Genomic DNA, 25,429 nt, shown 5'->3' on the forward strand with positions numbered 1-25,429 from the left:
TCTCCGCGCCACGTCGGGCGACGACATCACATGCTCGCGCCGTGGCCGACAACTGATCGTCAGCCACGTGACCTGTCCCGTTAACCGGACGGTCCGAATTGGCCGCCCGGTCGGTCGTGGGAACCTCAGTTGGGCGTGAACACCACAGCCGTGCCGTTGTCGAGCACGCCCTGGTTGAACGAATGCTGCACGGCCTTGGCGCCGGCCGCGTCCTCGATGCCGACGGTCGCCGAGTCACCGCGTTCCCGCGCCGACGTGGCCAGGTCGGCGTAGTTGAAGGCGATCTCGCCCGACTCGGAGAGCACCACCTGCGCCGAGATCCGCGCCGACGACGAACCGTACATGCCGGTGTTGAACCAGTCGACGACGAACTGCCGGTTGGGCGCGGTGCCGATCACCTTCGTGCGGATCGCGCTGCCGGAGCGCTGCACCAGGTCGTCCCAGTACGGGTAGAGCGCCGCGTTCGGCAGCGCCGCCGCCGGGATCGCCGTGTTCTCCGGCGTCGCGCCGTTGGGGTTGACGAACGACAGCAAGCCGTTGGTCGACACCCAGGCCGTGGTCTGCTGCTGCCCGTAGAACTGGAACCCGAACGGCAGCGTCACCTGGGCGACCGCGTCGTCTCCGGACAGCGGCAGCACGGTGCCGTCGGCCGTCGACACGTACGCCCGCGTCTGTGTCGTCTTGGCGTAGTCGCCCGTGCCCGGCGGCGGCCCGGTCAGCGTGAGGTTGACCGTGTGGCTGCCGCCCGCGGTGACCGTCACCGGTGCGGAGCCGGCGTAGCCGCCCGGCGCCGTGCCGGCCACCGTGTAGGCGCCCGGCGGCACCGCGGCGAACTGGTAGGAGCCGTTGGCCGCGCTGGTCGCCGTGCGGCCCGACGGCGACAGCGTCAGCGTCGCGCCGGCCAGCGGTGAGCCGTTGGCGCTGACCACGCCGGAGATCGTGCCGGAGGTGGGCGGCGGTGTGCCGCCCGGCGGCGAGAACGTCACGGTCGTGCCGTCGCGCAACACCGGCTGGTCCACCGAGTACGCGAGCCCGATGGTGCCGGACGCGTCCTCGATGCCGACCGTCGCCGAGTTGCCCCGTTCGCGATCGCTGGTCGACAGGTCGGCGTAGTGGTAGGTGATCGTGCCGTCCTCGCCGAACACGGCGGAGACCCGGATCCGGCCGGAACTGGAGCCGTAGTAGCCGCTGTTGCGCCACTCGACGGTGAACTTCCGGTTGGGCGCCGTGCCGGTCACGCCGGTGCGCACCGTGGAGTCGGCGCGCTGCACCAGGTCGTCCCAGAACGGGTACACCGCCGCGTTCGGGAGACCCGTCGACGGCAGCGGGCCGTTGGCGCCGAGCCCGGCCGCCGGGTCCGCGAACGAGACGAACCCGTTGGTGGACACCCAGGCGTTGCCGTACTCCTGGCCGTAGAGCCGGAACGGGAACGGCATGCTCACCTGCGTGACGGCGTCGTCACCGGTCAGCGGCAGCACCGCGCCGTCGGCGGCCGCGAACGGCTGACCCGTCTGCGTGCTGCAGGTGTAGCCGAAGCTGTCGGCGCAGCCGGCCACGCTGGTGTACGTGGCCGTGTAGGTCGCCGGCGCCGTCGGTGCGGTGATCACGTGGCTGTTGGCACCGCCGTCGGACCAGCTCGCGAACGTGTTGACGGCACCGCCGGCGCTCTGCGGCGACGGCGCGCTGACCGTGTTCGTCGAGCCCTGGATGACGGTGCGGCTGAACGGCGTCGTGCCGGTGAACGCCCCGACGTTGAGCTGCAGCCCGGACGGGTTGCTCTGGAACGTCAGGTTGACCGTCTTCGGGTCGAGCTGGCGCGACACCGTGTGGCTGAGCCCGTCGGCGTCGGTGGCCGTCAGCTCGAGCTCCAGATAGGACGGATAGTCGTGGTCCGGCGCGACGAACGAGCCGCTCGCGATGCCCGCCCACTGCTGCACCTCGTGCACGTGGCAGTTGCCGACGCTCTCGCAGTGGTGCATCCGCAGCCGCCAGGACAGCCCGCTCGCCGGCAGGGTGCCCTGCTCGGCGTCGGTGGCGTGGCCGGTGAACGCGACCGTGTCGCCGACCTTCCAGGTGGTCGCGGCGGTCGGGGTGTCGATCGTGGCGACCGGTGCGGTGCGGCCGGGCTGGATGGTCACCAGGTGCGTGTCGCTGGCGCCGAGCGTGTCGGTCACCGTGAGCTTCGCGGTGTAGCTGCCCGAGGCCGGGTACGTGAAGCTGGCCGTCACCCCGGTCGCGTCGGTCGTGCCGTCGTTGGTGAAGTCCCAGGCGTACGTCAGGCGGCCCTGGTCGGCCGGGTCCGCGTCGGTCGAGGCGCTGGCGTCGAAGTCGACCCGCAGCGGCTGCCCGGCGGCCGGTGTGGCGCTGAACGCGGCGGCCGGCGGCTGGTTGCCCGGGAAGTAGCGGATCCGCCGGACGGTGCCGCCGAGGTCGACGTAGTAGAGCTCGTTGCCCGGCCCGATGGCCAGGTCGACCGGGCCGGCCGCGGCCTGCCCGAACGCCTCGATGGCGCTGGTGGACGGCAGCCCGCCGGCGGTGGCCGGCTTCATCGCCCAGATGCAGTTGCGGGAGTAGTCGGCGAAGAACAGCCCGCCCGCGTACGCCGCCGGGTAGTTGCCGCCGCTGGTCGGGTAGAACGCCAGGCCACTGATCGCGTCGCCGCCGTTGCCGCAGTTCTCACCGGGCACGATCGCGGCGGAGTGGTTGTAGGTGTAGTACGGCTGGGTGTGCCCGCCGCTGGTGTAGAGCGACTCGCAGAGGTTGAGGTTGGCGCCGTCGTAGGAGCCCATCACGCCCATGCCCTCGTAGCAGGGCCAGCCGAAGTTGGTCACCCCCGTGGTCGGGCTGGTCACGCGGTTGATCTCTTCCCAGACGTTCCAGCCGACGTCACCGGCCCACACCTCGTTGGTGCCGGGGCGGATCGTCATGCGGAACGGGTTGCGCAGGCCGTACGCGACGATCCGGCGGGCGTTGGCGTCGGCGGAACCCGACAGCGGGTTGCCGGCGGCCGCGGCGCCGGTGGCCGGGTTGAGCCGCAGCACCGCGCCGTCGAGGCTGGTCGGGTCGGCGGTGGAGCGGACGTCCTGCGAGCGCAGCGCGCCGCCTTCGGCGGTGGGCGGGTTCATCACGCCGCCGACCCCGGACGGCGGGTCGGCGCACGGGTTGCGCGGGCTGCCGAGCTGGCCGTAGTCGGTGGCGCTGAAGCTCGCGCCGTCACCGCCGGTGACATAGAGCATGCCGTCGGCGCCGAACTTGAGGTCACCGATCGAATGGCTCGGGAACTGCTGGCACCAGTCGGTGATGAGCACCTGCTCGCTGCCGGTCATCACGTTGCCGGCGGCCTGCAGGCGCGACAGCCGCCCCTGCACGACGCACTGCCCGTTGTTGGCGTCACCGCAGTTGTCGTTCCAGTAGGGCGCGGTCTGCCCGGGCGGCGCGTCGTAGGTGTACAGCACGTAGACGTAAGGGTTCGCCGGGAAGTCGGGCGGCAGCGCGAGACCCAGCAGGCCGCGGTCCCAGACGTTGAAGACGTTGGTCGACAGGTCGGCGAAGACCGTCGGGGTCGGGTCGGCCAGGTTGTCGAAAACCTTGATCCGGCCGCCCTTCTCGGCGACGAACACCCGGCCGTCGGGGGAGAACTCGATGTTCGTGGGCTGGTTGAGCCCGCTGAACACGATCTGTTCCTGGAAGCCGGTCGGCAGCGTGGTCGCCGCAGCCGGCTGTGCCGACCCGAGCGCCGCGAGCCCACCGGCGACCAACGCCGCGGCCAGCACCGTCCGCAGCGGACGTCGTGGGCGCGTCATCGCGCCACCTCCCCCAAGATTCACGTGTACGCGTGCGGCGCATCGCAGGCGCACAGGCTAACGATCAGATCAATTGGGGGCGATGTCTGATAGCTGACCGGCAATTCCGGCAGATCGCCAACATTGGTGGCACACCGGGGATTTGGTCAACCGACCCGTCAACAACTATGGTCCGGTACGCCGAGGAGCAATCGACCGATCGTTCACGGCCATGTAGTGAAGTCGACACTAGAGGTCGTCCGATCACCCTTGCCACGCGTGGCTTAGATAGAGCATCGTCGCCTGTGCTAAGGCTCCCTTAAGGGAGCGCACAATTTGTCCACAGTATTCAGAGGTGGAGATGACCAAATCGCGGGGGCACGTGGTCATCGTGGTGGTCAACCTGCCGGTCGAACGCGACCGCCGGGTCATTCGCGAATGCCTGGCGCTCGAAGAAGCCGGTTACCGGGTCACGGTGATCTGCCCGCGGGGTTCCGCCGGCCTGAGCAGGTTGCCAGGCAGCCGGTCGACCGACATCCGGTCGTTTCCGCAGCCACTGGCCGGTTCCGGCGTGCTGTCGTTCGCCTTCGAGTTCGCCTGGGCGCTGCTCGCCGTCACCACGCGGCTGCTCGGCCTGATGCTGCGCACCCGGGTCGACGCTGTCCAGGCGTGCAACCCGCCGGACGTCTTCTGGGTCGTGGCGCTGTTGATGCGCGCGCTCGGCCGGCCGTTCGTCTTCGACCACCACGACCTGAGCCCCGAGCTCTACGAGTGCAAAACGGACACGCCCAATCCACGGGTGCTGGCCGTCCTCAAGTGGTTCGAGAAGATGTCCTGGCGCCGGTCGACCGCCGTGGTCTCGACCAACGAGTCCTACCGCGACCTGGCCATCAACCGCGGTGGCCTGCACCCCGACAAGGTGGTGGTGGTCCGCAACGGCCCGACGATCGCCGAGGTCGCCTACGACGCGCACGCCCCGCGCGCCGGCCGGCACCAGATCGTCTACCTCGGTGTGATCAACCCGCAGGACCACGTCGAGGCCGCCGTGCTGGCCGCCGAACGGCTGATCGGGCTGCGCGGCAACACCGACTGGAAGCTCGTCGTCGCCGGTGACGGCGAGTGCCTGCCCGCCCTGCGTGAGTTGGCCACCGCGCGCAACCTCGACGACGTGGTCGAGTTCCGCGGCTGGCTGGAGGCCGACGAGGTCGACGTACTCCTCAACTCCGCGACGGTCGCGATCCAGCCGGATCCGCCGACCAAGATGGCCGAGTTGTCGACGATGGCGAAGACTGTCGAATATGTCGCTCGTGGTCTCCCCGTGGTCGCCGTCGACCTGCTGGAGACCCGCCGCACGGCCGAGGGCGCCGCGCTCTACGTGCCCACCGGCGCGCCCGACGAGCTGGCCAAGGCGCTCGACATGCTGCTCAGCGACGGGGCCACGCGCGCCGCGATGAGCCAGATCGCCCGCCAGCGCTTCGTCGACGAGCTCGCGTGGGACCACCAGGCCAAGTCGTACATCCGACTGTGGGATCGGTTGCTGCGTCAGACGCGAAAAGGTTACAAATCAGGTTCACCGGTGGGGGGAGGCAACCCACCGGCGAGTCCTCGTGATACCAACCAGACGGTCAACTGACGACCTGACGCACCCAATTTCCGCCGCATTCGATCAAAGGGCCTATACATGGACCTCCTTGACCTCCTCAAGCTCGTTGTCCGGCGGTGGTACGTCGCGGTTCCGATCGTCATCGTGACGCTGGCGGCCGCGGTCGCGCTCGGCAGCGCGATCCAGCCGGAATACAAGACGGCGGCCACCGTCATGCTGGTCCCGCCGACCACGTCGGCGGCGGCTCCGGCCAACGGCGCCACCCCCGCACCCGGCAACCCCTGGCTGCGCATCGGCGAGGTGCAGATGGCCCAGGCCGTGCAGATCTCCGCGTCGTCGAGCGAGTCCCGGCAGACGGTCGTCGCCGCCGGTGGTGACGACGCGTACGAGATCACGCTCGTCACCCGCAGCTCGATCATGACGATCGAGGTTTCCAGCGACACCAGCGCCAAGGCCCTCGCCACGGTCGAGGCGGCCACCAAGCTGATCAACGACGAGGTGGTCGCGCAGCAGGCGAAATACAAGCCCAAGGCCGGTGAGTCGATCACCACCCAGGTGCTCGACCCGGGCCTCAACGTGACGCCGTCCCGGTCCAACGTGCTCCGCGCCCAGATCGTCGTGCTCGCCGTCGGCCTGCTGCTGATGGCCGCCGTGGTGGTCGCCTACGACGCGATCGCCCGTCGCCGCCTCACCGCCCGGGTCAACAACCGGGCCGGCCTGCGCGCCAACGCCACCGCCGGCTCGGCCGCGGTCGAGCAGCGCCGCCCGCAGCCGCCGCTGGCCAAGGCCGTCGGCCCGGTCAACAAACCGGTGGCCGTCCCGGGACGCGAGCCCGAGCCGGGCGACGAACAGGAGCCCGCGGACGCCACCCAGGTGATCCGGATCAACAGCACCCCGGTGACCGCCAACGGGCACTCGTCCGGAGGCAACCCCCAGCAGGTCTCGGCCGACTTCGTGCGCGCGCCGGAGACCGACGACACCATCCTGCTCACCGCGGTGCGGACGCCCAGGCCTGAAGACAACCACCAGTAGTAGCAGTAGTGCAGACCTACCTATCAGCGCGGAGAACTGCGACCGTCTACGACGGTGTGACACCCAGCGTCATCGAGTTCCGGGACGCGACGGCCTGGGTGAGCTTCACCATCTTCGCGATGTACGCCCTGCCGGCCCGGCTGATCTTCCCGCCGCTGACGACGCTGGGGCGGCCCGGCGTGGTCGCCGGGCTGCTGCTGTTCGTCTGGTGGGCGCTCACCCGGTTCCACCCGTCCCTGGTCACCCGCGGTCAGCAGCCGATGCGCTGGGCGCTGGCGTTCTTCTTCGCCACGACGGCGACCTCCTACATCGCCGGCCAGGCCCGCGGCCTCGACCCGCTCGAGGCCAACCAGGCCGACCGCACCGTGCTGATGGCCTTCGCGGCCGGCGGCATCCTGCTCGCCGCCTGCGACGGCGTGCTGACCCGGGAGCGGATCGACACCGTCCTGCGCTGGCTCTGCTACGGCTCCGCCGTGATGGCGCTGTTCGCGTTCGCCCAGTTCGCCTTCCGGCAGGACTTCACCGTCAACCTGAAGCTGCCGCCGATCCTCCAGTTCCAGCGTGACCTGGTCGGCTTCGACGACCGCGGTGGCGGTGGGCTGGTCCGGGTGGCCGGCACGGCCGGGCACTACATCGAGTTCAGCGTGCTGATGGTGGTCGCGCTGGTGGTGGCCATCCACTACGCCCGGTTCGCGGCGACCCGCCGCGACCGGCAGATCTTCGCCGCGATCGCGATGGTCGTCGCCGGCGTCATCCCGATCTCGCTGTCCCGCACGGGCGTGCTCGCGCTCGGCGCCGCGATCCTGCTGCTGATCCTGGTCTGGCCGTTGCGCACGACGTTCAACGTGCTGATCGTCGGCGTGTTCCTCACCGCGATCATCCAGGTGGGCAAGCCCGGCCTGCTGGGCGCCCTGCGCGCGCTGCTCTTCGCCGGCTCGAACGACCCCAGCGTGCAGGGCCGGCTCGAGGACTACGACTACGTCGCGCCGTTCATCAAGGAACGACCCTGGTTCGGCCGAGGCGTCGGCACCTGGCTGCCGGAGCTCTACCAACTGCTCGACAACCAGTGGCTGGTCACGGTGGTGACCACCGGGATCGTCGGCGTGGTCGGCCTGAGCGTGCTGTTCCTGGCCGGCATCTTCGTCGCCGCCCGGGTCCGCCGGTTCGCCAGGACCGACAGCGACCGCGACCTGGCCGCCGTGCTCGCTGTCGCGATCGGCGTGATGGCGGTGGCCGCGTTCACCTTCGACGCGCTCTACTTCTCCACCTACCTGTTCACGATGCACCTGCTGCTCGGGTTGGCCGGCGCGATGTGGCGCCTCACCCGGGCACAGCGGCTGAACTGAGGACGCGACATGAGTGGCATCGACATCCTGATGATCACGTACGACCGGCCGGAGTACGTCCGGCTGTCCCTGCCGCACCTGCTCGACACCTGCACCGACGACGCGCGGGTCTGGCTGTGGCACAACGGCTCCGACGCGGCGACGCTGGCCGCGGTCGAGGAGTTCCGGCACGACCCGCGGGTGCACCGGTTCCACCACAGCCCGACCAACGCGGGTCTGCGCGAGCCGACGAACTGGCTGTGGTCCGAGTCGTCCGGCGACTACCTGAGCAAGGTCGACGACGACTGCCTGCCCGACAAGTCGTGGCTCGAGGTGCTCCGCCGGGCGCAGGACGACGTGCCCGAGTTCGGGGTGATCGGCACCTGGCGGTTCCCGGAGTCCGACGTCCGCCAGGACCTGGTCGACCAGAAGCTGGCGGAGTACGCCGGCGGGCACCGGCTCATGCGCAACCACTGGGTGCAGGGCAGCGGCTACCTGCTCAAGCGGGCGATGGTCGACCGCACGGGCCTGCTGGCCGAGGACGACTCTTTCACGAGTTGGTGCCTCAAGGCCGCCCGCCTGGGCTTCGTCAACGGCTGGATCTACCCGTTCCTGCCGGAGGACCACCTTGACGACCCGCGCAGCCCGCGGACGATCTACCACACCGACGAGGACTTCATGGCCCGCCGGCCGCTCTCCGCGCAGAAGACCGGCGTGAAGACGGTCGCGGAGTGGACCGAGCAGATGAAGCGGTCCGCGTACGTGGTCCAGGCCGCGTCGCTCGACCTGCGCGAATATTCGGGCTGGCGCCAGCGGAGCCGGTCGCTGACCAAGCGGGTCCGCCGCGCGATCACCGGGCGCGCGCCGTGGTGAGCATCGTGGTCGCCGCCCACAACGAGGCGACGGTCATCGAGCGCACGCTGCGCCACCTGCTCGACGGTGCCGAGCCCGACGAGTTCGACGTGGTCGTGGCCGCCAACGGCTGCACCGACGACACGGCCGGGGTGGCCCGGTCCGTGCCCGGCGTGCGGGTGGTCGAGGTCGCGAAGGCGTCGAAGCCGGCCGCGCTCAACGCCGGTGACGCGGCCGCCACCAGCTTCCCCCGGATCTACCTCGACGCCGACATCCCGCTCTCCGCGGCCGGGGCGCGGGCGCTCGCCGCGGCGGTCTCCGGGAGGGGTGGCGTGATCGCCGCGTCGCCGCGCCGGGTGCTCGACACGTCCGGCCGCCCGTTGCTGGTCCGTGCCTACTACGCCGTCAACGGCCGGCTCCCGGCGTTCCGCGACGCGCTGTTCGGCCGTGGCGCGATCGCGCTGTCCAAGGACGCCCGGGCCCGCTTCGACCAGTTCCCCGACCTGGTCGCCGACGACCTGTTCCTCGACGCCCTGTTCGCGGTCGGTGAGAAGCGCGAGCTGCCTGAAGTGCCGTCGGTGGTGGCCACCCCGAACCGCACCGCGGACCTGCTCCGGCGGCTCGGCCGGCTGCGCGGCGGCAACACCGCATTGCGGGAGGCGGCCGCCGCCGCCGGCGCCACGCTGGCCGTGCGCCCGTCGCGCAAGGCGTCCTGGCTGGTCGACGTCGTCCTGCCGCGCCCCTGGCTGTGGCCGGCCGGCGCCTGCTACGCCGCACTGACCCTGATCGCCGAGCGCCGCGCCCGCCGCACCCCCGCAAACGCCACCTGGGCCCGAGACGAGTCCACCCGTTAAGGAACGGTCCGTTATTAACGGTTTTCGCATAGGAACGGTCCGCTATTAACATTCCCGTGCCGGTGGCTCGGGAGCGGTGTTAACAGGGGACCGTTCCTATGCGGAAACCGTTAACAAGGGGCCGTTCCTTTCGCCCGCGGCGTGGCGGCTAGCGTGGCCGGGTGGTCGAATCGCATGCCCTAGCCTTGGTGGACTCCTGGCCCGTGGAAACCGTCGCCGTCGCTGTGGTCGACAAGGACGGCGTGCTCGCCCGGACCGGGCCGGACAAGCCGCTGCCGTGGGCGTCGGTGACCAAGCCGCTGTCCGCGCTGACCGTGCTGGCCGCGGTCGACGACGGGCTGGTCTCGCTCGACGACCCGGCCGGGCCGCCCGGCTCCACCGTGCGTCACCTGCTGGCACACGCCTCAGGGCTCAACTTCGGCGACGACCAGGTGATGAGCCAGCCCGGCAAGCGCCGGATCTACTCGAACCGCGGCTTCGAGGTGCTAGCCGACTTCGTCGCGGAGCGGGCCGAGGGCAGCTTCGGCGACCTCATGATCGACCTGGTGCTGGACCAGCTCGACATGCCCAACACGGTGCTCGACGGCTCGCCCGCGTCGAAGGTGACGGGCTCGGTCGGCGACCTGGCGAAGCTGGGCCGCGAGCTGCTGAACCCGACCATCGCGCCCGCCTTGACCCGGTCGGCGGCGCAGGTCGCCTTCCCCGGCCTCGCCGGCGTGCTGCCCGGCCACGGGCGGCAGGACCCCAACGACTGGGGCCTGGGCTTCGAGATCCGGTCGCACAAGCACCCGCACTGGACGGGCACCGACAACTCGCCACAGACCTTCGGGCACTTCGGACAGACGGGCACGTTCCTCTGGGTCGACCCGGTCGCGGGCCTGGCCGTCGCCTGCCTCACCGACCGCAACTTCGGCGAGTGGGCGGCCCCACTCTGGCCGGCCCTCTCCGACGCGATCCTCGCCGAATTCAGTCAGCCGTAGCGCGGCGCGCTGCGGCTGCGCATGGTGCCGGGGGCGCGGCGGTCGCGGGCGCGCCAGCAGCCGCTGTGCCAGTGGCGGCGGTCGGTCAGGTCGCCGCGCTCGTCGGCGGGCCAGACCACCACGTGCGCCGTGCCCGGCCGGATCTCCTGGTCACAGCCCGGGCAGCGGTAGGTCTTCGCGCTGGCACCACCGGGCACCAGCCGCACCATCCAGTCGCCGTGCCGATCCCCCTCGACCGACCCCACCCCACGCCGCAGCGCCTCGTCGTCGAGGGGACGCCCGTCGTCGGGCTTCGGGCGGTTGCGACGCGGGCTCACGCTTTCAACTGTAGGTCTCAGTGTCAGTGGGTGTGGTCGCGGAAGCCGCGGCCGGCCTTGCGTCCCACGTAGCCCGCGGTCACCAGGTGTTCCAGCAGCGGCGCGGGCGCGAAGCCCGGCTCGCGCAGCTCCAGGTAGAGCTCGCGCTGGATGGCCAGCGCCACGTCGAGGCCGACGGTGTCGAGCAGTTCGAACGGGCCCATCGGGTAGCCGCAGCCCAGCTTCATCGCGTAGTCGATGTCGTCGACGGTCGCGTACGACGCCTCCAGCATTCGCACCGCGTCGTTCAGGTATGGGAACAGTAGGGCGTTGACGATGAAACCGGACCGGTCGGCGCAGTGGACGCCGGTCTTGCCCAGCGCCGCGACCAGCGCGCCGGCCGCGGCCGCGGTCTCCGGCGAGGTGCGGATGGTGCGGACGATCTCGACGAGCTGCATCACCGGCGCGGGGTTGAAGAAGTGCAGGCCGATCACGTCGGCCGGGCGCTGGGTGGCCATCGCGATCTCGATCACCGGCAGCGACGACGTGGTGGTGGCGAGCACCACGCCCGGCTTGCAGATCTCGTCGAGGGCGGCGAACACGGCCTTCTTGACCGAGATCTCCTCGACCACGGCCTCGATCACCAGGTCGACGTCGTCGAGGTCCTCCAGCCGCTGCGACCAGGTGATCCGGTCGAGGGCGGCGGCCTGGTCGGCCTCGGTCAGCTTGCCCTTGACGACGGCCTTGGCCAGCGAGCCGCGTGCCGCCTCGGTCACCGCCGCCGTCTGAGGCTCGCCGCGGGTCACGGAGACCACGTCGAAGCCGGCCCGGGCGGCCACCTCGACGATCCCGCGCGCCATCACGCCGGACCCGACCACGCCGATCGTCGTGATCGCGCGGGTCTCGTCGGCGTCCTTGGCGGGTGCGGGCGGCGCGGTCAGCTCGTCGGGGACGACCTTCGGCGACCCCGGGCCTTCGTACGTGTAGAAGCCCCGACCGGTCTTGCGACCGAGCAGGCCCGCGGTGACCATCTGCTTGATCAGCGGAACGGGCGCGTGCCGGCGGTCGCGGCCGCCCCGGCGGTACATCGTGTCCAGGATCTCGTACGCGGTGTCGATGCCGATCAGGTCCATCAGCGCGAGCGGGCCCATCGGCAGCCCGCAGCCGAGCCGCATCGCGGCGTCGATGTCCTCGCGGGTCGCGTACCGCGCCTCCAGCATCGACACGGCCTGGTTGAGGTAGCCGAACAGCAGCGCGTTGGCGATGAAACCGGCCCGGTCGTTGATCGTCACGTCGGTCTTGCCGAGCCGGGCGCAGAGCGCCTCGACGTCGGCCACGACATCGGCCGCGGTGACCACGGTGCGGACGATCTCGACCAGCTTCATCACCGGCGCCGGGTTGAAGAAGTGCACCCCGATGACCTGGTTGGGCCGGCTCGTGGCGACCGAGATCTCGGTGACCGACAGCGACGAGGTGTTGGTGGCCAGGATGGCGTCGGGCTTGCAGACCCGGTCGAGCTCGGCGAAGATCCGCTGCTTGAGCGGCAACTGCTCGGGCACCGCCTCGATGACCAGGTCCACGTCGTGCAGCGCCTCGAAGCCGACCGCGAAACCGACCCGCGCGAAGATCTCGTCGCGCTCCTCGGGCGTCAGCTTGCCCTTGGCCACGGCCCGGTCGATCGAGCCGACCAGCGTCGCCTGGCCGCGATCCAGCGCCGCCTCGGCGACCTCGACCGCGACGACGTCGATCCCGCTGCGCGCGAAGACCTCGACGATGCCCGCGCCCATCGTGCCGAGCCCGACAACTCCGACGGTGTTGATCTCCCGCGACACGCGACGCTCCCCTAACGATCCATCAGGTCAGGGTCAGTCTGCCATGTCGCTTCCCCGGTCAGCGGGCGCTTCGCACCGCGGCGGCCACCTCCGCGGCGCCCTTGGGTCCGAGCGTGATCGTGTAGTGGTTGGTGCCGGGCACGTCGCGCTCCGTGATGCCCGGGAAGGCCCGGCCGGCCACGCCCGGCGCGAACAGCCCCTCCGGTTGGTCGAACATGCCGCGCTCGGCGCGCAGGAAGACGGCCGGCGCCGGCAGCGGCGCCGGCTCGACGGGCCGCCAGGCGTAGAGGTCGCGGGCGTCGCGCAGGGCCGCTTCGAGCCGGCAGGCCGGCCGCAGCACGCCACCGTCGTCGACCAGGTCGTAGTCCGCGTACGCGGCCATGGTGTCGTTCCACTCGGCGAGCGAGGGGTGGGCTCGCCAGAGCTCCCGATAAGCGTCGCGATCGGGGAAGGTCATTGTCAAGCGCGCGTACGCCTGCCCGACCGTCTCGGTGATCACCTGGGTGACCTGCTCGGGGCTGGGCTCGGCCGGCACGCCCGGCGGCGGTGCCAGCGGCGGCCCGCCGTCGACCAGCACCAGGCGCTCGACCAGGGCCGGCTCGCCGCGCGCGAGGGCGATCGCGGCCCAGCAGCCCATCGAGTGACCGACCACGATGGCCGGACCACCGCCGTAGGCCCGGATCACCTCGGCGAGGTCGGCGGCGTGCCGGTCCATCCCGTACGGCGCCGGCAGGTCCCGGCTGTGCCCACGGCCGCGCAGGTCCGGCGCGACGAACCGGTGGTCCGCACCGACGAGCGGGCCGACCAGCCCCCAGGCGAGGTGGTGCGAGGTGATGCCGTGCGCGGCGACCACCAGCGGGCCGCCGTCGCCCCAGACGCCGACGGCGAGGTCCCCGGCGCGCTCCTCCCGGTAGGACGTCACGGCAACAACGCCACCAGTTCCGCGACGAACTCGGCCGGGCGCTCGATGTGCGGCGAGTGGCCGCAGCCCGCGTAGACCACCTCGCGGTAGCTGCCACCGGCGGCCGCGTAACGGTCGAGGACCGCGCGGGTCTGGCCGATCATCGGCTGCGGCGGGCTCACCTCCGCGCCCGGCCAGCCCGGCACGACACCGAGGGAGCCGAGGTACGACAGGTCGAAGAACGAGGTGTCGGAGACGATCGCGTCCTGGTCACCGCGTACCCAGGTGATGTGTGGCTTGGTTTCGACGGCGACGAGGTCCTGAGCGATCCGGAAGTGGTTCGGCGCCATCGTGTTGAGCACGCCTCGGTCACCGGGCGCGACACCGGGCCAGTTGGCGCTCGGCGTCGAGGTGCCCGGGTAGTTGTCGTCGCCGGTGACCGTGGAGAGCACGGTGTCGAGCAGCAGTTCCTCGTCGGCGCCGAGCGCGGCCGGGTCGGCGACGTAGGCCGTCCGCATCACCGTGCGCGGGCTGGTCTGCGCGTCGCTCTCGCGGTCCTTGGCGGCGAGCCGGGCGACGAAGTCGGGGTTGGCGGTGCCCGCGCCGGTGCCGGCGAAGTCCTCGGTGGTCGGCGTGCCGTCGAGGTCCTTGGTGCCGCCGAAGCCGTAGGGCGACAGCGGGGCCTCGAGCAGCATCGCTTTGATCCGCGCGGGGTGGTCGACCAGCAGCTGCATCGCGACACCGCAGCCCATCGAGTGCGCGACGACCAGCGGCTTGGCGCCGGCCGGGAACAGGTCGGGCGCGTCGAGCAGGGCGGCCAGGTCGTCGGCGAAGTCGCGCAGGCCGCGGGTGGCGTCGACGGGGGCGGCCTCGCTCGCGCCGTAGCCGCGCAGGTCGGGCGCGACGATCCGGACAGTTTCCGGGAGGTGGCGCAGCAGCGGGCGCCAGAAGTCGGCGGACGAGCAGTTGCCGTGGATCAGCAGCACCGGAGTGCCGTCTGCCGGGCCTGCTACTAGGACGTTCTGGTCGATTCCGCGCGCCGTTACGCGTACCTGCTGGTGCTCCATGGCCGCCATCCTGCACCCACCTCCCCGGACTCCGCTGTGTGGCCGATCCACACCTACCGGCGGGTAACCTTTGCGGCATAGACTTCGCCGCATGACTGCTACGCGGGCCGCCGGCGTCCCTGTCGTCGAGGACGGTTGGCTCGTCTCGACCAACCCCGCGACCGGTGAAGAGGTCGGCCGCTTCGAGGTCGCCTCCTCCGATGAGGTTTCGGAGGCTGTCGGGCGGGCGCGGGAGGCCGCGACCTGGTGGGTCGGGCTGGGCCATGCCGGCCGGCGCGCGCGGCTGCTGCGCTGGCGTTCCCTGCTCGCGCAGCGGGTCGAGGAGGCCGCCGCGCTGGTCAGCCGCGAGGGCGGCAAGCCCGTGGCCGAGGCGATCGTGGAGACCGTGGCCGCGATCGACCACATCGACTGGGCGGCCCGCAACGCCCGCCGGGTGCTCGGGCCGCGCCGGGTGCGTGGCCGGCTGTCGCTCGCGGAGTTCTCCGCGCACCTCGAATACCTGCCGATGGGCGTGGTCGGCGTGATCGGGCCGTGGAACTACCCGGTGGTCACGCCGCTCGGCACGGTCGCCTACGCGCTCGCCGCCGGCAACACCGTCGTGTTCAAGCCGAGTGAATACACGCCGGCCGTGGGCGCGTGGCTGGCGTCGACGTTCGCGGAGGTGGTGCCCGAGCAGCCCGTCCTCCAGGTCGTGCACGGTCTGGGCGACGTCGGTGCGGCGCTGTGCCGGGCGGGCGTCGACAAGGTGGCGTTCACCGGCTCGACCGCGACCGGCAAGAAGGTGATGGCGGCCTGTGCCGAGACGCTGACCCCGGTGCTGATCGAGGCCGGCGGCAAGGACGCGCTGATCGTCGACGCGGACGCCGACGTGTCCGCGGCCGCCGAGGCGTGCGTCTGGGGCGCGCTGACCAACGCCGGGCAGACCTGCCTCGCGATCGAGCGGGTGTACGCGGTCGAGCCCGTCTACGACGCCTTCGTGGCCGAGGTGGTGCGCCGCGCCGGGGCGCTCACGGTCGGCTACGGCGACGGCTTCGACATCGGGCCGATCACGATGCCCAAGCAGATCGACGTCATCCGGCGGCACATCGACGACGCGCTGTCCCGAGGCGGCCGGGCGGTGCTCGGCGGCCGGGAGGCGGTCGAGCCGCCGTACGTGAAGCCCACGATCCTGGTCGACGTGCCCGAGGACTCGGCGGCGGTGACGGAGGAGACGTTCGGGCCGACGCTCGTGATCCGCAAGGTGGCCGACGTCGACGAGGCCGTCCGGCTCGCCAACGCCACCTCGTACGGGCTCGGCGGTGCGGTGTTCGGCAAGCGGCACGCGGTGGCCGCGGCCCGGCGCCTGCGCACGGGCATGGCGTCGGTCAACTCCGTGATCACCTTCATCGGGATGTCGTCGCTGCCGTTCGGCGGCGTCGGCGACTCGGGGTTCGGGCGGACGCACGGTGACGACGGGCTGCGGGAGTTCTCCCGGGCCAAGGCGATCACCATGCGGCGCGGGCCGTCGGCGCTGAAGGCGACGACCTTCGAGCGCACGCCGGCGCACGTCGCACGGATCGTCAAGGCGGTCAAGCTGCTGTACGGCCGGTCGCGTCCTTGACGATCAGGCGGGCACCGCGGACCCGGCCGACGTTGACCGTGGTGTCCACATAGTCGATCGCGAGCGCCAGCGCGACCGCGCCGATCAGGAGCTCGGCGCCAAGGAGCCCGAGCGGCAGCCACGGGATGGCCAGGCCGAGGTGGCCCTGCACCGCGAGGATGCCGCCGACCGCGGCCTGGGCCAGCGCGAGCTTGCCGATGACGGAGTCGAACCGGTCGGCCAGGGCCGCCAGGGCGGTGGTGCCGCCGTCGAGGCGGGTCTTGTCGAGCCCGTTCTCGCGGAGCAGGCCGTCGGCTTCCTCGCGTGCTCCTTCCGCGCCGAGCACGCCTCCCAGCAGCGCCGGGCCGGCGCCGGCGGTGCCCGCCCGGTCGGCCAGCGTGACCAGCCGGTCGCGGGCGATCTCCAGCCAGCGGGCGTCGACCAGTTCGAGCAACGCGTCGAGGGCGGTGGCGACGGCGCGCATGCCGAGCCGGAGCAGGCGGCCGCCGATGTTGTCGAGGAAGAGCCGCTTGCTGACCTTGTCCCAGGCTTCCTTCCACTGCGCCGGTGCCCGGCCGGCGATGCTCTTGCAGGGGCCGGCGACCACGTCGGCGGTGCCCTTGGCGATCGCGTCGAGCGTGCTGCCTAGCCGTTCCCGCAGGGTGGCTACGGCTTCGTCCAGGTCGCGTGAGGCGATGCTCTCGTGCTGCCGTGGGATCTTCGCGGGGGTGGTGCGGTCCAGGTCGGCCAGGGTGCGGTCGAGGACGTCGGGCGCGGGGTTGCCCGTCTCGCCCAGGGCGACGCCTGCGGCCAGGGCCAGCTCGCCGAGCGTGAGCTGGTCGGCGACGGCGGCCAGGACGGCGTCCGGGTCCTGGGAGCGGCGGTCGGCCGTTTGGGTGAGGGCCCTCTCGATCTCCTGGGCCAGTCGTTCCGCGGCCTCGTCGCGGCCGTCGCCGGTGGCTACCGCCTGCTGGAGATCACGGAACCGTCCGATCTCGACATCGGTCACGCGTACAGGGTGGCACTCTTGGCCACGTCAGAACAGCGTCAGCTCGTCGCGCTCGATGCCGCGCAGCTTGTCGTAGTCGACGACCACGCACCGGATGCCGCGGTCCTCGGCGAGGACGCGTGCCTGCGGCTTGATCTCCTGCGCGGCGAAGATGCCGGCGACCGGTGCGAGCAGCGGGTCGCGGTTCATCAGTTCGAGGTAGCGGGTGAGCTGCTCGACGCCGTCGATCTCGCCGCGGCGCTTGACCTCGACCGCGACCGAGCCACCGCTCGCGTCCTTGCAGAGCAGGTCCACGGGGCCGATCGCGGTCATGTACTCGCGCCGGACCAGTGTGTAGCCCTCGCCGAAGGTGGTCGGGTTGGCGGCCAGCAACTCCTGCAGGTGCGCCTCGACACCGTCCTTTTGCAGGCCAGGATCGACGCCCAGGTCGTACGACGTGTCCTGGAAGATCTCCTCGAGGGTGATCCGCAGTTCCTCGCCGGCTTTGTTGACCACCCGCCAGACGCCGGGCTCCTCCTGGATCCGGCAGGGCGGGCTCATCCAGTTGAGCGGCTTGTAGGCACGGTCGTCGGCGTGCACCGAGACGGAACCGTCGGCCTTGACCATCAGCAACCGGGTGGCCGGCGGCAGGTGGGCGGAGAGCCGGCCGACATAGTCGACCGAACAGCGAGCGATCACGAGACGCACCTGACCACCCTATGCAACTGGCTTGCGGGTGCCATGCTGAGGTCGTGCTGGAAGCCCTCACCGGCGCTGGCCTCGCTACCTCGGCCGGCCTCAACGCTTACATCCCGCTGCTCGCGATCGGGGTGCTGTCCCGCTATACCGACGTGGTCTCGCTGCCGGCCGGCTGGGGCTGGCTGGGCAACGGGTGGGTGATCCTCATCCTCGGTGGACTGCTTCTCATCGAGGTGGTCGCCGACAAGGTGCCCGTCCTCGACTCGGCCAACGACGTGGTGCAGACCGTGGTGCGGCCGACCGCGGGCGGGCTCGCGTTCGGCGCCGGCACGAGCACGGCGACCGTCTCTGACCCGGGCAGCTTCTTCGGTTCGCACCAGTGGGTGCCGGTGGCGGTGGGTGTGCTGCTGGCGCTGGGCGTCCACGGGATCAAGGCGACCGCGCGGCCAGTGGTGAACGTGGGCACCGCGGGCGTCGGCGCTCCGATCGTGAGCACGCTGGAAGACATCGCGAGCGTCGTGATGTCGGTGATCGCGTTGCTCCTGCCGGTGCTGATCCTCCTGTTCCTGGTCGTGTTCGTGCTGCTCTTCGCGTGGGCGCTGCGCCGACGAGGTGTGGGCCGTCGAAGAACACGCCGACAACGCGCGGCCTGAGTTCCAGGTCACCTCTCGCAGTCCGGCGATAACGTAGCGTCATCGACTCGGGCCGGAGGGGGAACCGTGGCGAGCGTTGCCGAGGTCAAGGCCGCCATCGACGTCGCGATGGCACATGTCCAGGAGGGACAGGAGGCCGTCCGGGCGGCCAACGACAAGCTCGACGCGGCCCGGGCCAGCCTGGCGGCGGCGGTCGACGGCAGCGCGCACGAGTCGGTCGCGGCGGCGCGGTCGGCCCTGGCGCAGGCCTCCACGGAACTGGAGGACTGCATGACCGCGACGCTGGGGGCGATGGAGCAGGCGCAGACGTACGCCGCGGCGTTGTGAGTCTCCTACACGCCCTGGCCGACCGGGTGGTGACGGTGCGCGGGTCGCTGCCGGTGGCGGAGGTCGGCGTGGCGTCTGGGCGGCTGCGGGAGGCGACCGCGCTGCTGGCGGCGACCCTCGAAGCGAGTTCCGCGGTCACCGCCGCGCCGCTGCTGGCGTCGGCGGCGTCGCATCTGGACGCGGCCTGCGGTGCGCTGGATCGGGCCGGCGACGAACTGGACCGGTATCTCGCCGCCGTGGGCGTGGCGCCGTCGTCTTCTCCGGTGGTGACGTCAGGACCCTGTCCGTGGGCTTCTCGGGTCGACGTGCTGACGGGGTCGGTGGGTGCTGCGCGGCCGGCCGTTGATCGCTCGCTGTCGGTCGACCTGGTGCTGGTCGCGGCCGTGCGTGCAGCCGTGCGGGGCGATCGGGTGGGGTTGCGTTCCGCGCTGGTGGTGGCGCCGCCGTCGGTGGGTTTCGCGCTCGCCGCGCGTACCGCTGGATTGGTCGGGGTTGCTTCGCCGTCTTTGGTTCTTTCTGGCGCTCTGTCCCGGTTGCCGGCCTTGTTGCCTGGCTTGCCGCCAGCGGCCGCGGAGGCCTTGGCGTGCCGGGCGCTGCGGTTGCCGGGGCCCGCGGTGTCCGCCCATGCGGCGGACGCGAGCGCGGTCGGAGTGGTGCTCGTGTCGGTGGTGCTGGGGTTGACCGGCGCTTTGCCCGAGTCGCTGGTCGCCGGGGAGGCCTGAGATGGCCGGCGCGCGGGCCCGACTGGTGGCGGACGTGCGCGCCACGCTGGCGGCGGCCCGGGGCCAGGCGCGGGCGGCGTCGGCGCTCGCGGAGTCGCGCCGCGCGGCGGCGCTGGATCGGTTGCGCGCTGTCCGGTCGGCGCATCTGGCCTGTGTACGCGGCTTGGGCGCCCAGCGCGAACGGGCGCGGCGCGCGATCGAGGCCGCGTTCGTGGCGTCGTCGCGGCGGGTGGCGGCGGACCTGGTGTCGTTCTCGCCCGACCACACCGTGGTCCGGCTCGGCACGGTGACGGCGCCGGGCTGCGGCACGGTGGTGCCGGCGCTGGTGCCGTTGCTGGACCGCGGCCATCTGTTTGTCTCGGGCTCGTCGGTGGACGATCTCGTGCGGTTGGTGTTGCTGCGGGTGCTGTCGGCGGCGCCGCCGGGCGCGGTGCGGTTGACCGTCTACGACCCGGAGCGGTTGGGCGGGACGCTGGCGGGCTTCGCGCCGTTGGGGGCCGCGGGGCTGGTGCGGTTCGTCGGACCGGGCGGGTTGGGTGCCGCGCTCGACGAGCTTGTCGACGAGATCCAGCGGCTGAACGCGCTGGTGCTGGCGGCGGGCCACACGTCCGTCGCGGCTCTGCGTCCGCGGCCGGCGCCGTGGCAGGTGGTGGTGCTGCTGTGCGACGCCTCGGAGTCGCTGTCGTCGGCGCAGTTCGACCGGGTGGTGCGGCTGGGTCCGGCGTGCGGGATCCACCTGGTCTGTCGTGGCCTGCCGGTGCCGGCGGTGCCGACGGTCGTGCCGGTGTCGCTTTTGGACGACGGCACGGTCGGCTCACCGGCGGTGGCCGATCTGCCAGTGTCGCTCGATGCTTTTCCCTCCTCGACGGAGATCGCGGCCCGGTGTCGGGAGATCGCGTCGGCGGCCACGTCGGGCCCGCCGGCGGCGTCCTTCGCTTCTCTGTTGCCGGCGCGCCGCTGGACTCGTCTGGCCACGTCGGGCGTCTCGGCCCCGGTCGGCACGACGCTCGACGGTTCGGCCCTGGTGTCGATGTCGCTCGGCGACGACCCGCCGCACGCGCTGATCGGGGGTCCGTCAGGATCGGGCAAGACCAATCTGTTGTACGCGTGGCTGGGCGCCCTGTGCGCCCGGTACTCCCCTGACGAGCTGGCCCTGTATCTGCTCGATTTCAAAGAAGGTGTGTCGTTCGCCCGCCTGGCACCGGGCGCGCGGGACCCGAGCTGGCTGCCGCACGTACGCCTGGTCGGTGTGAACATCAACAACGACCGGGAGTTCGGCCTGGCCCTCCTGCGCCACCTGGCATCGGAGCTACGCACCCGCGCCGCCGCGGCGAAGCGCGTCGACGCGACGAAGCTGTCGGAGCTGCGTGCCGAGGACCCGGAGTCCCGGTGGCCCCGGATAGTAGCGGTGATCGACGAGTTCCAGGCGCTGCTTTCTGGCCGCGACGCGGTGACGACGGAGTCGGTGACCCTGCTGGAGGACCTGGCGCGGCGGGGCCGGTCCCAAGGCATCCACCTGGTCCTGGCGTCGCAGGACGTGTCGGGGATCGAGGCGCTGTGGGGCCGATCGGGCTTGGTAGCGCAGTTCACCTTGCGGGTGGCGCTGCCCAAGGCCCGCCGCATCCTGTCGGAGACAAACCTGGCGGCGGACACGATCCCGCGCTTCACGGCGGTGGTCAACGCGGACTCGGGCGTACCGTCCGCCAACCAGGTGGTCCGCCTCCCGGATGCGAGCGACCGCACGACGTGGCGTGGGCTGCAGCAGTCGCTGTGGGAGTCGCGACCATCCGGTTGCGTTCCCCCACGCCTGTTCGACGGTGACACGGTCCCGTCGCTGCCCCCGCCACCGCCGTCGGACGTCCCGCTGGCGATGCTGGGCGAAACCATCGACGTAGGCGCCCGCCCGGCCCTATTCCGCCTAACCCGCGCGCCGGGCCGCAACCTGGCAATCTTGGGCACCCGCTCGGCGGACGCGACCGCCATCCTGACCACCGCGGCGCTGTCCCTGCCTTCTTTGCGGATCAGCGTGATCTGCCTGGACGATTCCGCGATGCCGGCGGCCACCCTCGTGGCGAACGCCGTCGGCGGCCGATTATTCGACCGCGACACGATGGCTCCGCTCATCGCGGACCTGACCACGACGTTGGAGTCGCCGCCGTCCGGCCCGCCGCACGTGGTGATCGGCTTCGCCCTTGACGCCCACCCATCCGACCTCAAGGCACTGTTGACCCGCGGCCCGGAGAACGGTGTCCACGTCCTGGGTTGGTGGCGAACGGTAGCCCGCCTCCGCGACGCCTTGGGCGGCCCCGGCGCCCGAACAGACGCGATCGGCGGCTGGATAGCCCTGGACGTCCAGGGCACAGACCTGGCCCCGCTGTCCCCGCAGTCCGTCACGTGGTATCCCCGCGACCGCCGCGCCCTCTTCTTCGACCGCACCACGGACCGCGCCCCTCAGGTCATCGTCCCGTACGCAATCCCGCCCGACCGCCTGTCGCCGCGGGGGTTGGCCGTGCCAACACAGCCGCGAGGCTCAACGCCCGCCGACGACGCAACCGACGCGAGTCCCGGGGCAGCCCATGGCTGACTACCACGCCCTCATGACGGAGCTGGCGGCCACGGTCAACCGCAGGGACACCGACCTGGCGGCCGCCGAGCGTGCGTACCACGACGGCATGTCCGCCGCGGCCGCCGAACTTCGTCGCGCCGAAACGGAGGCCACCGAGACTGACCGCCGAGCCGCCGCAGCGGCAGCCGCCGTCGTCGAGGTCGACCGCGACGCGGAACGGCTCTGGTCGGACCTGCACCGCACCCGCGCCTGGCTGGGCCAACGTCCAGGACCAACCCCAGACCCCGCACCGGCCACCGCCCAACCGAGGCTGGACCTGGCCGACGACGCGAGCACGACGTTGCTGACGGAGGCCGCACAACGCATCCACGGCCGCACACCCCGCCCGTCCCCGAGCGCCACAGGAAAACTACCGATCCTGATCCCCCCTCTCCTCCCCCTCCTCGGCGCCACCACAACCGCAACCACCGCACTCCTGGCCGGCGCCCTGGCGGCCCTGGCCACCCTGGGCGACCTACCGGCCCACACCTTCCTGCGGGCAATTGCCTGGCTCCTCTACTTCGCCTCCCCCTTCACCGGAATCCCCATAGCCACCCGCCTACTCCGCCACCACTGGTCAACCCGCCTCGACACAGGCGGCGTAGCCCTAACTGTCCTAGGCGGCCTCGGCGCCCTATCCGCCATGATCATCACCTTCTCGTGACACCGCGCCGACCAACGTCCAGCGCCGCGCGCCGCGGGCACGGTCATTGCCCGGGCCGTGTCCGGGACACCGGTCCGTGCCCATCGCCCCGCCCCGCCCCGCCGCCACGATCCATGCCCGACCCCGTCCGGGATACCGGTCCGACCCGCCCGAACGCATGGTCGCCCGGCGACCGACCGAGACGGGACAAACGCCGGGGTCGTCGGCCGCCGTCGGTCCCGCACCAACCACCACCCGAGCCAAGCCCCAACCCAACAAACCCCGCCAGCCTCCGGCGGCCACCAGCCGGCACTGTCCTTCTCGGCGCTTAACGCCGCGCCATTGTTCAACCCGCCGGTCCGGCCCGACGGCGGCCGAAGCCAATCCCGGTCCGTCAGCCACCACCCAGCCGCGGTAACGGTCCTCCGGCCAGCGGGCCCGGCCCCGACTGTTCACAGCGACCAATCCCGTTCCCACCCACCTCCAGTCCACCCAGGCTCCAACCGGCCGCCGGGCCGGTTGCGCAAGCGCCGCTCGCGTCCGCCGGTTGATGCGGGCTCTACGAGTTAGGGCAGGGCGTTGGCTGTGCGGATCACGTCGACCAGTTCGTCGACGATCTGGGTCAGGGCGAAGTCCTTCGGTGTGAAGACCCGCGCCACTCCGGCCGCGCGTAGCTTGTCCGCGTCGGGTGGCGGAATGATGCCGCCGACGACGAGCGGTAGGTCCGCGCGGCCGGCGGCCCGCAGGCCGTCGAGCACCGCGGGCACTGCGGCCAAATGCGAACCCGACAGCACGCTCAAGCCGACCAGGTCGACGTCTTCCTCGATGGCCGCGGCCACGATCTCCTCCGGGGTCAGCCTGATGCCCTGGTAGATCACTTCGAAACCGGCGTCCCGCGCGCGGACGGCGATCTGTTCGGCGCCGTTGGAGTGGCCGTCGAGGCCGGGCTTGCCGACCAACAGCCGCAACCGGCCGCCGCCGAGGTCCGCGGCCGTGCTCAGTACCCGCTCGCGGACCGCGGTCAACGAATGGTCGGCGTCGCCGCCGGTCGCCGCCGAGAGGCCGGTCGGCGCCCGATATTCGCCGAAGACCTCGCGCAGGGCGCCCGCCCATTCCCCGGTGGTCACTCCCGCTCGCGCGCAGGCGATCGTGGCTGGCATCAGGTTGGCGGTGCCGGCCGCGTCCGCGCGGAGCCGGGCGAGGGCCGCCGCGACGGGTGCCGGGTCACGGGCCTCCCGCCACGCGCGGACCGCTGCCGTCGCGTGCGCCTCGACTCCCGGGTCGACCTGCTCGACGTGGTCGGCACCGGTCGTGGTCAGCGGCGACGGCTCCGTGTCGACGTAGCGGTTTACCCCGACCACCACCTCGTCGCCCGACTCGATCCGCCGGCGGCGCTCGGCCAGCGAGGCAACCAACTCCGTCTTGAGGTAGCCCGACTCGACGGCGGCGACCACCCCGCCCAGGCGCTGGATCTGCTCGAGCTCGCGGCGCGCCCCAGCCGCGATCGAGTCGACCAGCGCGGCCACCACCGGTGAGCCGTCGAACAGGTCGGGATAGTCGAGCAGGTCGGACTCGAGCGCGAGCACCTGCTGCATCCGCAGCGACCACTGTTGGTCCCAGGGCCGGGGCAGGCCGAGCGCCTCGTTCCACGCGGGGAGCTGGATGGCCCGCGCCCGGGCGGAGCGGGACAGCGTCACGCCGAGCATCTCCAGCACGATGCGCTGGATGTTGTTCTCTGGCTGGGCCTCGGTGAGGCCGAGGGAGTTGACCTGCACCCCGTACCGCAGGCGCCGTTGTTTCGGGTCCTTGATCTCGTATCTGGTCGCGGTGATCTCGTCCCACAGCGCACCGAACGCGCGCATCTTCGCCATCTCCTCGACGAACCGCACGCCGGAGTTGACGAAGAACGACATGCGCGCGACGACCTCGCCCATCCGATCGGCGGGCACCTGGCCGGCGTCGCGGACGGCGTCGAGGACCGCCACCGCCGTCGCCAGCGCGAAGCCGACCTCCTGGATCGGCGTGGCACCGGCCTCTTGGAGGTGGTAGGAGCAGACGTTGATCGGGTTCCACCGCGGCGCGTTGGCGACCGTCCAGGCGATCATGTCGGTCGTCAGCCGCAGCGACGGGCCGGGCGGGAAGATGTGGGTGCCGCGCGACAGGTATTCCTTGACGATGTCGTTCTGCGTGGTGCCGGCCAGCTCCGCACCGGCCGCACCGTGCTCCTCCGCCACCACGACATAGAGCGCGAGCAACCACATCGCGGTCGCGTTGATGGTCATCGAGGTGTTGGCCTCGGCCAGCGGGATGCCGGCGAAGAGCGAACGCATGTCGCCCAGGTGCGAGATCGGCACGCCGACCCGGCCGACCTCGCCGGCGGCAAGCGGATCGTCCGGGTCGTAGCCGGTCTGCGTCGGCAGGTCGAAGGCGACCGAGAGACCGGTCTGGCCCTTGTCGAGGTTGCGCCGGAACAGGGCGTTGCTCGCGGTCGCCGACGAGTGACCGGCGTAGGTGCGCATCACCCACGGTCGGTCGCGCTCCGACAGGCGGCCTTCCATGGGCGCAGTGTAAGGCGCCTTTTAGCCTGTTTTCGGGCGTTTGAGCGGTCTGCTGGCGCATGCCATCGAGTGTGGGCGGTCGGAGAGAGACGGATGTGAGTTATCCACAGGCGGAAGTTATCCACAGGCCG

At 71.5% G+C, this 25,429-nt stretch carries 20 protein-coding genes; 12 read left to right on the forward strand and 8 right to left on the reverse strand.

Annotated elements, in window-relative coordinates; translation table 11 throughout:
• Positions 1-125: 125 nt before the first annotated feature.
• A complete protein-coding gene (locus tag Air01nite_RS05135; protein WP_203700626.1) occupies positions 126-3,803 on the reverse strand; it encodes an NIDO-like domain-containing protein in 3,678 nt (1,225 codons plus the stop codon).
• A 340-nt stretch (positions 3,804-4,143) separates the two neighbouring features.
• Between Air01nite_RS05135 and Air01nite_RS05140 the strand changes: the two genes are divergently transcribed.
• The 6 genes from Air01nite_RS05140 (at position 4,144) to Air01nite_RS05165 (ending at position 10,428) form a co-directional block, all read left to right on the forward strand.
• Complete coding sequence (locus Air01nite_RS05140) at positions 4,144-5,415, forward strand: glycosyltransferase family 4 protein (protein ID WP_203700627.1); 1,272 nt, start codon at positions 4,144-4,146, stop codon at positions 5,413-5,415.
• 48 nt (positions 5,416-5,463) lie between these two features.
• Positions 5,464-6,417, forward strand: a complete 954-nt coding sequence (locus tag Air01nite_RS05145) for a hypothetical protein (protein WP_203700628.1) — start codon at positions 5,464-5,466, stop codon at positions 6,415-6,417.
• A gap of 56 nt (positions 6,418-6,473) precedes the next feature.
• Entirely contained in the window at positions 6,474-7,763 is a 1,290-nt protein-coding gene (locus Air01nite_RS05150) for an O-antigen ligase family protein (RefSeq protein ID WP_203700629.1), read from the forward strand.
• 9 nt (positions 7,764-7,772) lie between these two features.
• Complete coding sequence (locus Air01nite_RS05155) at positions 7,773-8,615, forward strand: glycosyltransferase family 2 protein (RefSeq protein ID WP_203700630.1); 843 nt, start codon at positions 7,773-7,775, stop codon at positions 8,613-8,615.
• Entirely contained in the window at positions 8,609-9,448 is an 840-nt protein-coding gene (locus Air01nite_RS05160) for a glycosyltransferase (RefSeq protein WP_203700631.1), read from the forward strand. The genes Air01nite_RS05155 and Air01nite_RS05160 overlap by 7 nt, the downstream gene beginning before the upstream one ends.
• 188 nt (positions 9,449-9,636) lie before the next feature.
• Positions 9,637-10,428, forward strand: a complete 792-nt coding sequence (locus Air01nite_RS05165; protein ID WP_239090504.1) for a serine hydrolase domain-containing protein — start codon at positions 9,637-9,639, stop codon at positions 10,426-10,428.
• Here the strand turns inward: Air01nite_RS05165 and Air01nite_RS05170 are convergent.
• From Air01nite_RS05170 to Air01nite_RS05185, 4 genes are read right to left on the reverse strand one after another with little or no spacing between them, the layout of a single operon-like run.
• A complete protein-coding gene (locus Air01nite_RS05170; protein WP_203700633.1) occupies positions 10,419-10,745 on the reverse strand; it encodes an Rv1322 family protein in 327 nt (108 codons plus the stop codon). The genes Air01nite_RS05165 and Air01nite_RS05170 overlap by 10 nt on opposite strands.
• Before the next feature lie 23 nt (positions 10,746-10,768).
• Positions 10,769-12,556, reverse strand: coding sequence for a 3-hydroxyacyl-CoA dehydrogenase family protein (locus Air01nite_RS05175; protein ID WP_203700634.1), 1,788 nt, complete (start codon positions 12,554-12,556; stop codon positions 10,769-10,771).
• A gap of 58 nt (positions 12,557-12,614) precedes the next feature.
• On the reverse strand, positions 12,615-13,478 hold the full coding sequence (locus tag Air01nite_RS05180) for an alpha/beta hydrolase (RefSeq protein WP_203700635.1): 864 nt from the start codon (positions 13,476-13,478) through the stop codon (positions 12,615-12,617).
• Entirely contained in the window at positions 13,475-14,533 is a 1,059-nt protein-coding gene (locus Air01nite_RS05185) for an alpha/beta fold hydrolase (protein ID WP_373310318.1), read from the reverse strand. The genes Air01nite_RS05180 and Air01nite_RS05185 overlap by 4 nt, the downstream gene beginning before the upstream one ends.
• An 82-nt stretch (positions 14,534-14,615) precedes the next feature.
• Here Air01nite_RS05185 and Air01nite_RS05190 point away from each other — a divergent pair, with 82 nt between their 5' ends.
• A complete protein-coding gene (locus Air01nite_RS05190) occupies positions 14,616-16,124 on the forward strand; it encodes an aldehyde dehydrogenase family protein (RefSeq protein WP_203700637.1) in 1,509 nt (502 codons plus the stop codon).
• Here Air01nite_RS05190 and Air01nite_RS05195 read toward each other — a convergent pair.
• Both Air01nite_RS05195 and nucS read right to left on the reverse strand, forming a co-directional pair.
• Positions 16,093-17,112 (reverse strand): hypothetical protein, encoded by a 1,020-nt coding sequence (locus Air01nite_RS05195; RefSeq protein ID WP_203700638.1) that lies wholly within the window; start codon positions 17,110-17,112, stop codon positions 16,093-16,095. The two genes, Air01nite_RS05190 and Air01nite_RS05195, sit on opposite strands and share 32 nt — an antisense overlap.
• Before the next feature lie 27 nt (positions 17,113-17,139).
• Positions 17,140-17,799 (reverse strand): endonuclease NucS, encoded by a 660-nt coding sequence (gene nucS, locus Air01nite_RS05200; RefSeq protein WP_203700639.1) that lies wholly within the window; start codon positions 17,797-17,799, stop codon positions 17,140-17,142.
• Between the two features lie 44 nt (positions 17,800-17,843).
• On the opposite strand from nucS, the gene Air01nite_RS05205 reads away from it, so the two are divergent.
• The 5 genes from Air01nite_RS05205 to Air01nite_RS05225 all read left to right on the forward strand — a co-directional run bounded on the left by Air01nite_RS05205 (position 17,844) and on the right by Air01nite_RS05225 (position 22,761).
• A complete protein-coding gene (locus tag Air01nite_RS05205) occupies positions 17,844-18,443 on the forward strand; it encodes a DUF4126 domain-containing protein (RefSeq protein ID WP_203700640.1) in 600 nt (199 codons plus the stop codon).
• Positions 18,444-18,509: 66 nt separating this feature from the next.
• The gene (locus Air01nite_RS05210) at positions 18,510-18,770 is read left to right on the forward strand and encodes a hypothetical protein (RefSeq protein WP_203700641.1); all 261 of its coding nucleotides are present in this window, start codon (positions 18,510-18,512) and stop codon (positions 18,768-18,770) included.
• Positions 18,771-18,823: 53 nt separating this feature from the next.
• A complete protein-coding gene (locus tag Air01nite_RS05215) occupies positions 18,824-19,492 on the forward strand; it encodes a hypothetical protein (protein ID WP_203700642.1) in 669 nt (222 codons plus the stop codon).
• Position 19,493: 1 nt separating this feature from the next.
• Positions 19,494-22,076, forward strand: coding sequence for an FtsK/SpoIIIE domain-containing protein (locus Air01nite_RS05220; RefSeq protein WP_203700643.1), 2,583 nt, complete (start codon positions 19,494-19,496; stop codon positions 22,074-22,076).
• Positions 22,077-22,089: 13 nt separating this feature from the next.
• The gene (locus tag Air01nite_RS05225; RefSeq protein WP_203700644.1) at positions 22,090-22,761 is read left to right on the forward strand and encodes a hypothetical protein; all 672 of its coding nucleotides are present in this window, start codon (positions 22,090-22,092) and stop codon (positions 22,759-22,761) included.
• A gap of 545 nt (positions 22,762-23,306) precedes the next feature.
• Here Air01nite_RS05225 and Air01nite_RS05230 read toward each other — a convergent pair.
• Positions 23,307-25,298, reverse strand: coding sequence for an ethylmalonyl-CoA mutase (locus tag Air01nite_RS05230; protein ID WP_203700645.1), 1,992 nt, complete (start codon positions 25,296-25,298; stop codon positions 23,307-23,309).
• Positions 25,299-25,429: the final 131 nt, after the last annotated feature.

This window comes from Asanoa iriomotensis, from assembly GCF_016862515.1.
In the GTDB taxonomy this organism is placed as follows: Bacteria; Actinomycetota; Actinomycetes; order Mycobacteriales; family Micromonosporaceae; genus Asanoa; species Asanoa iriomotensis.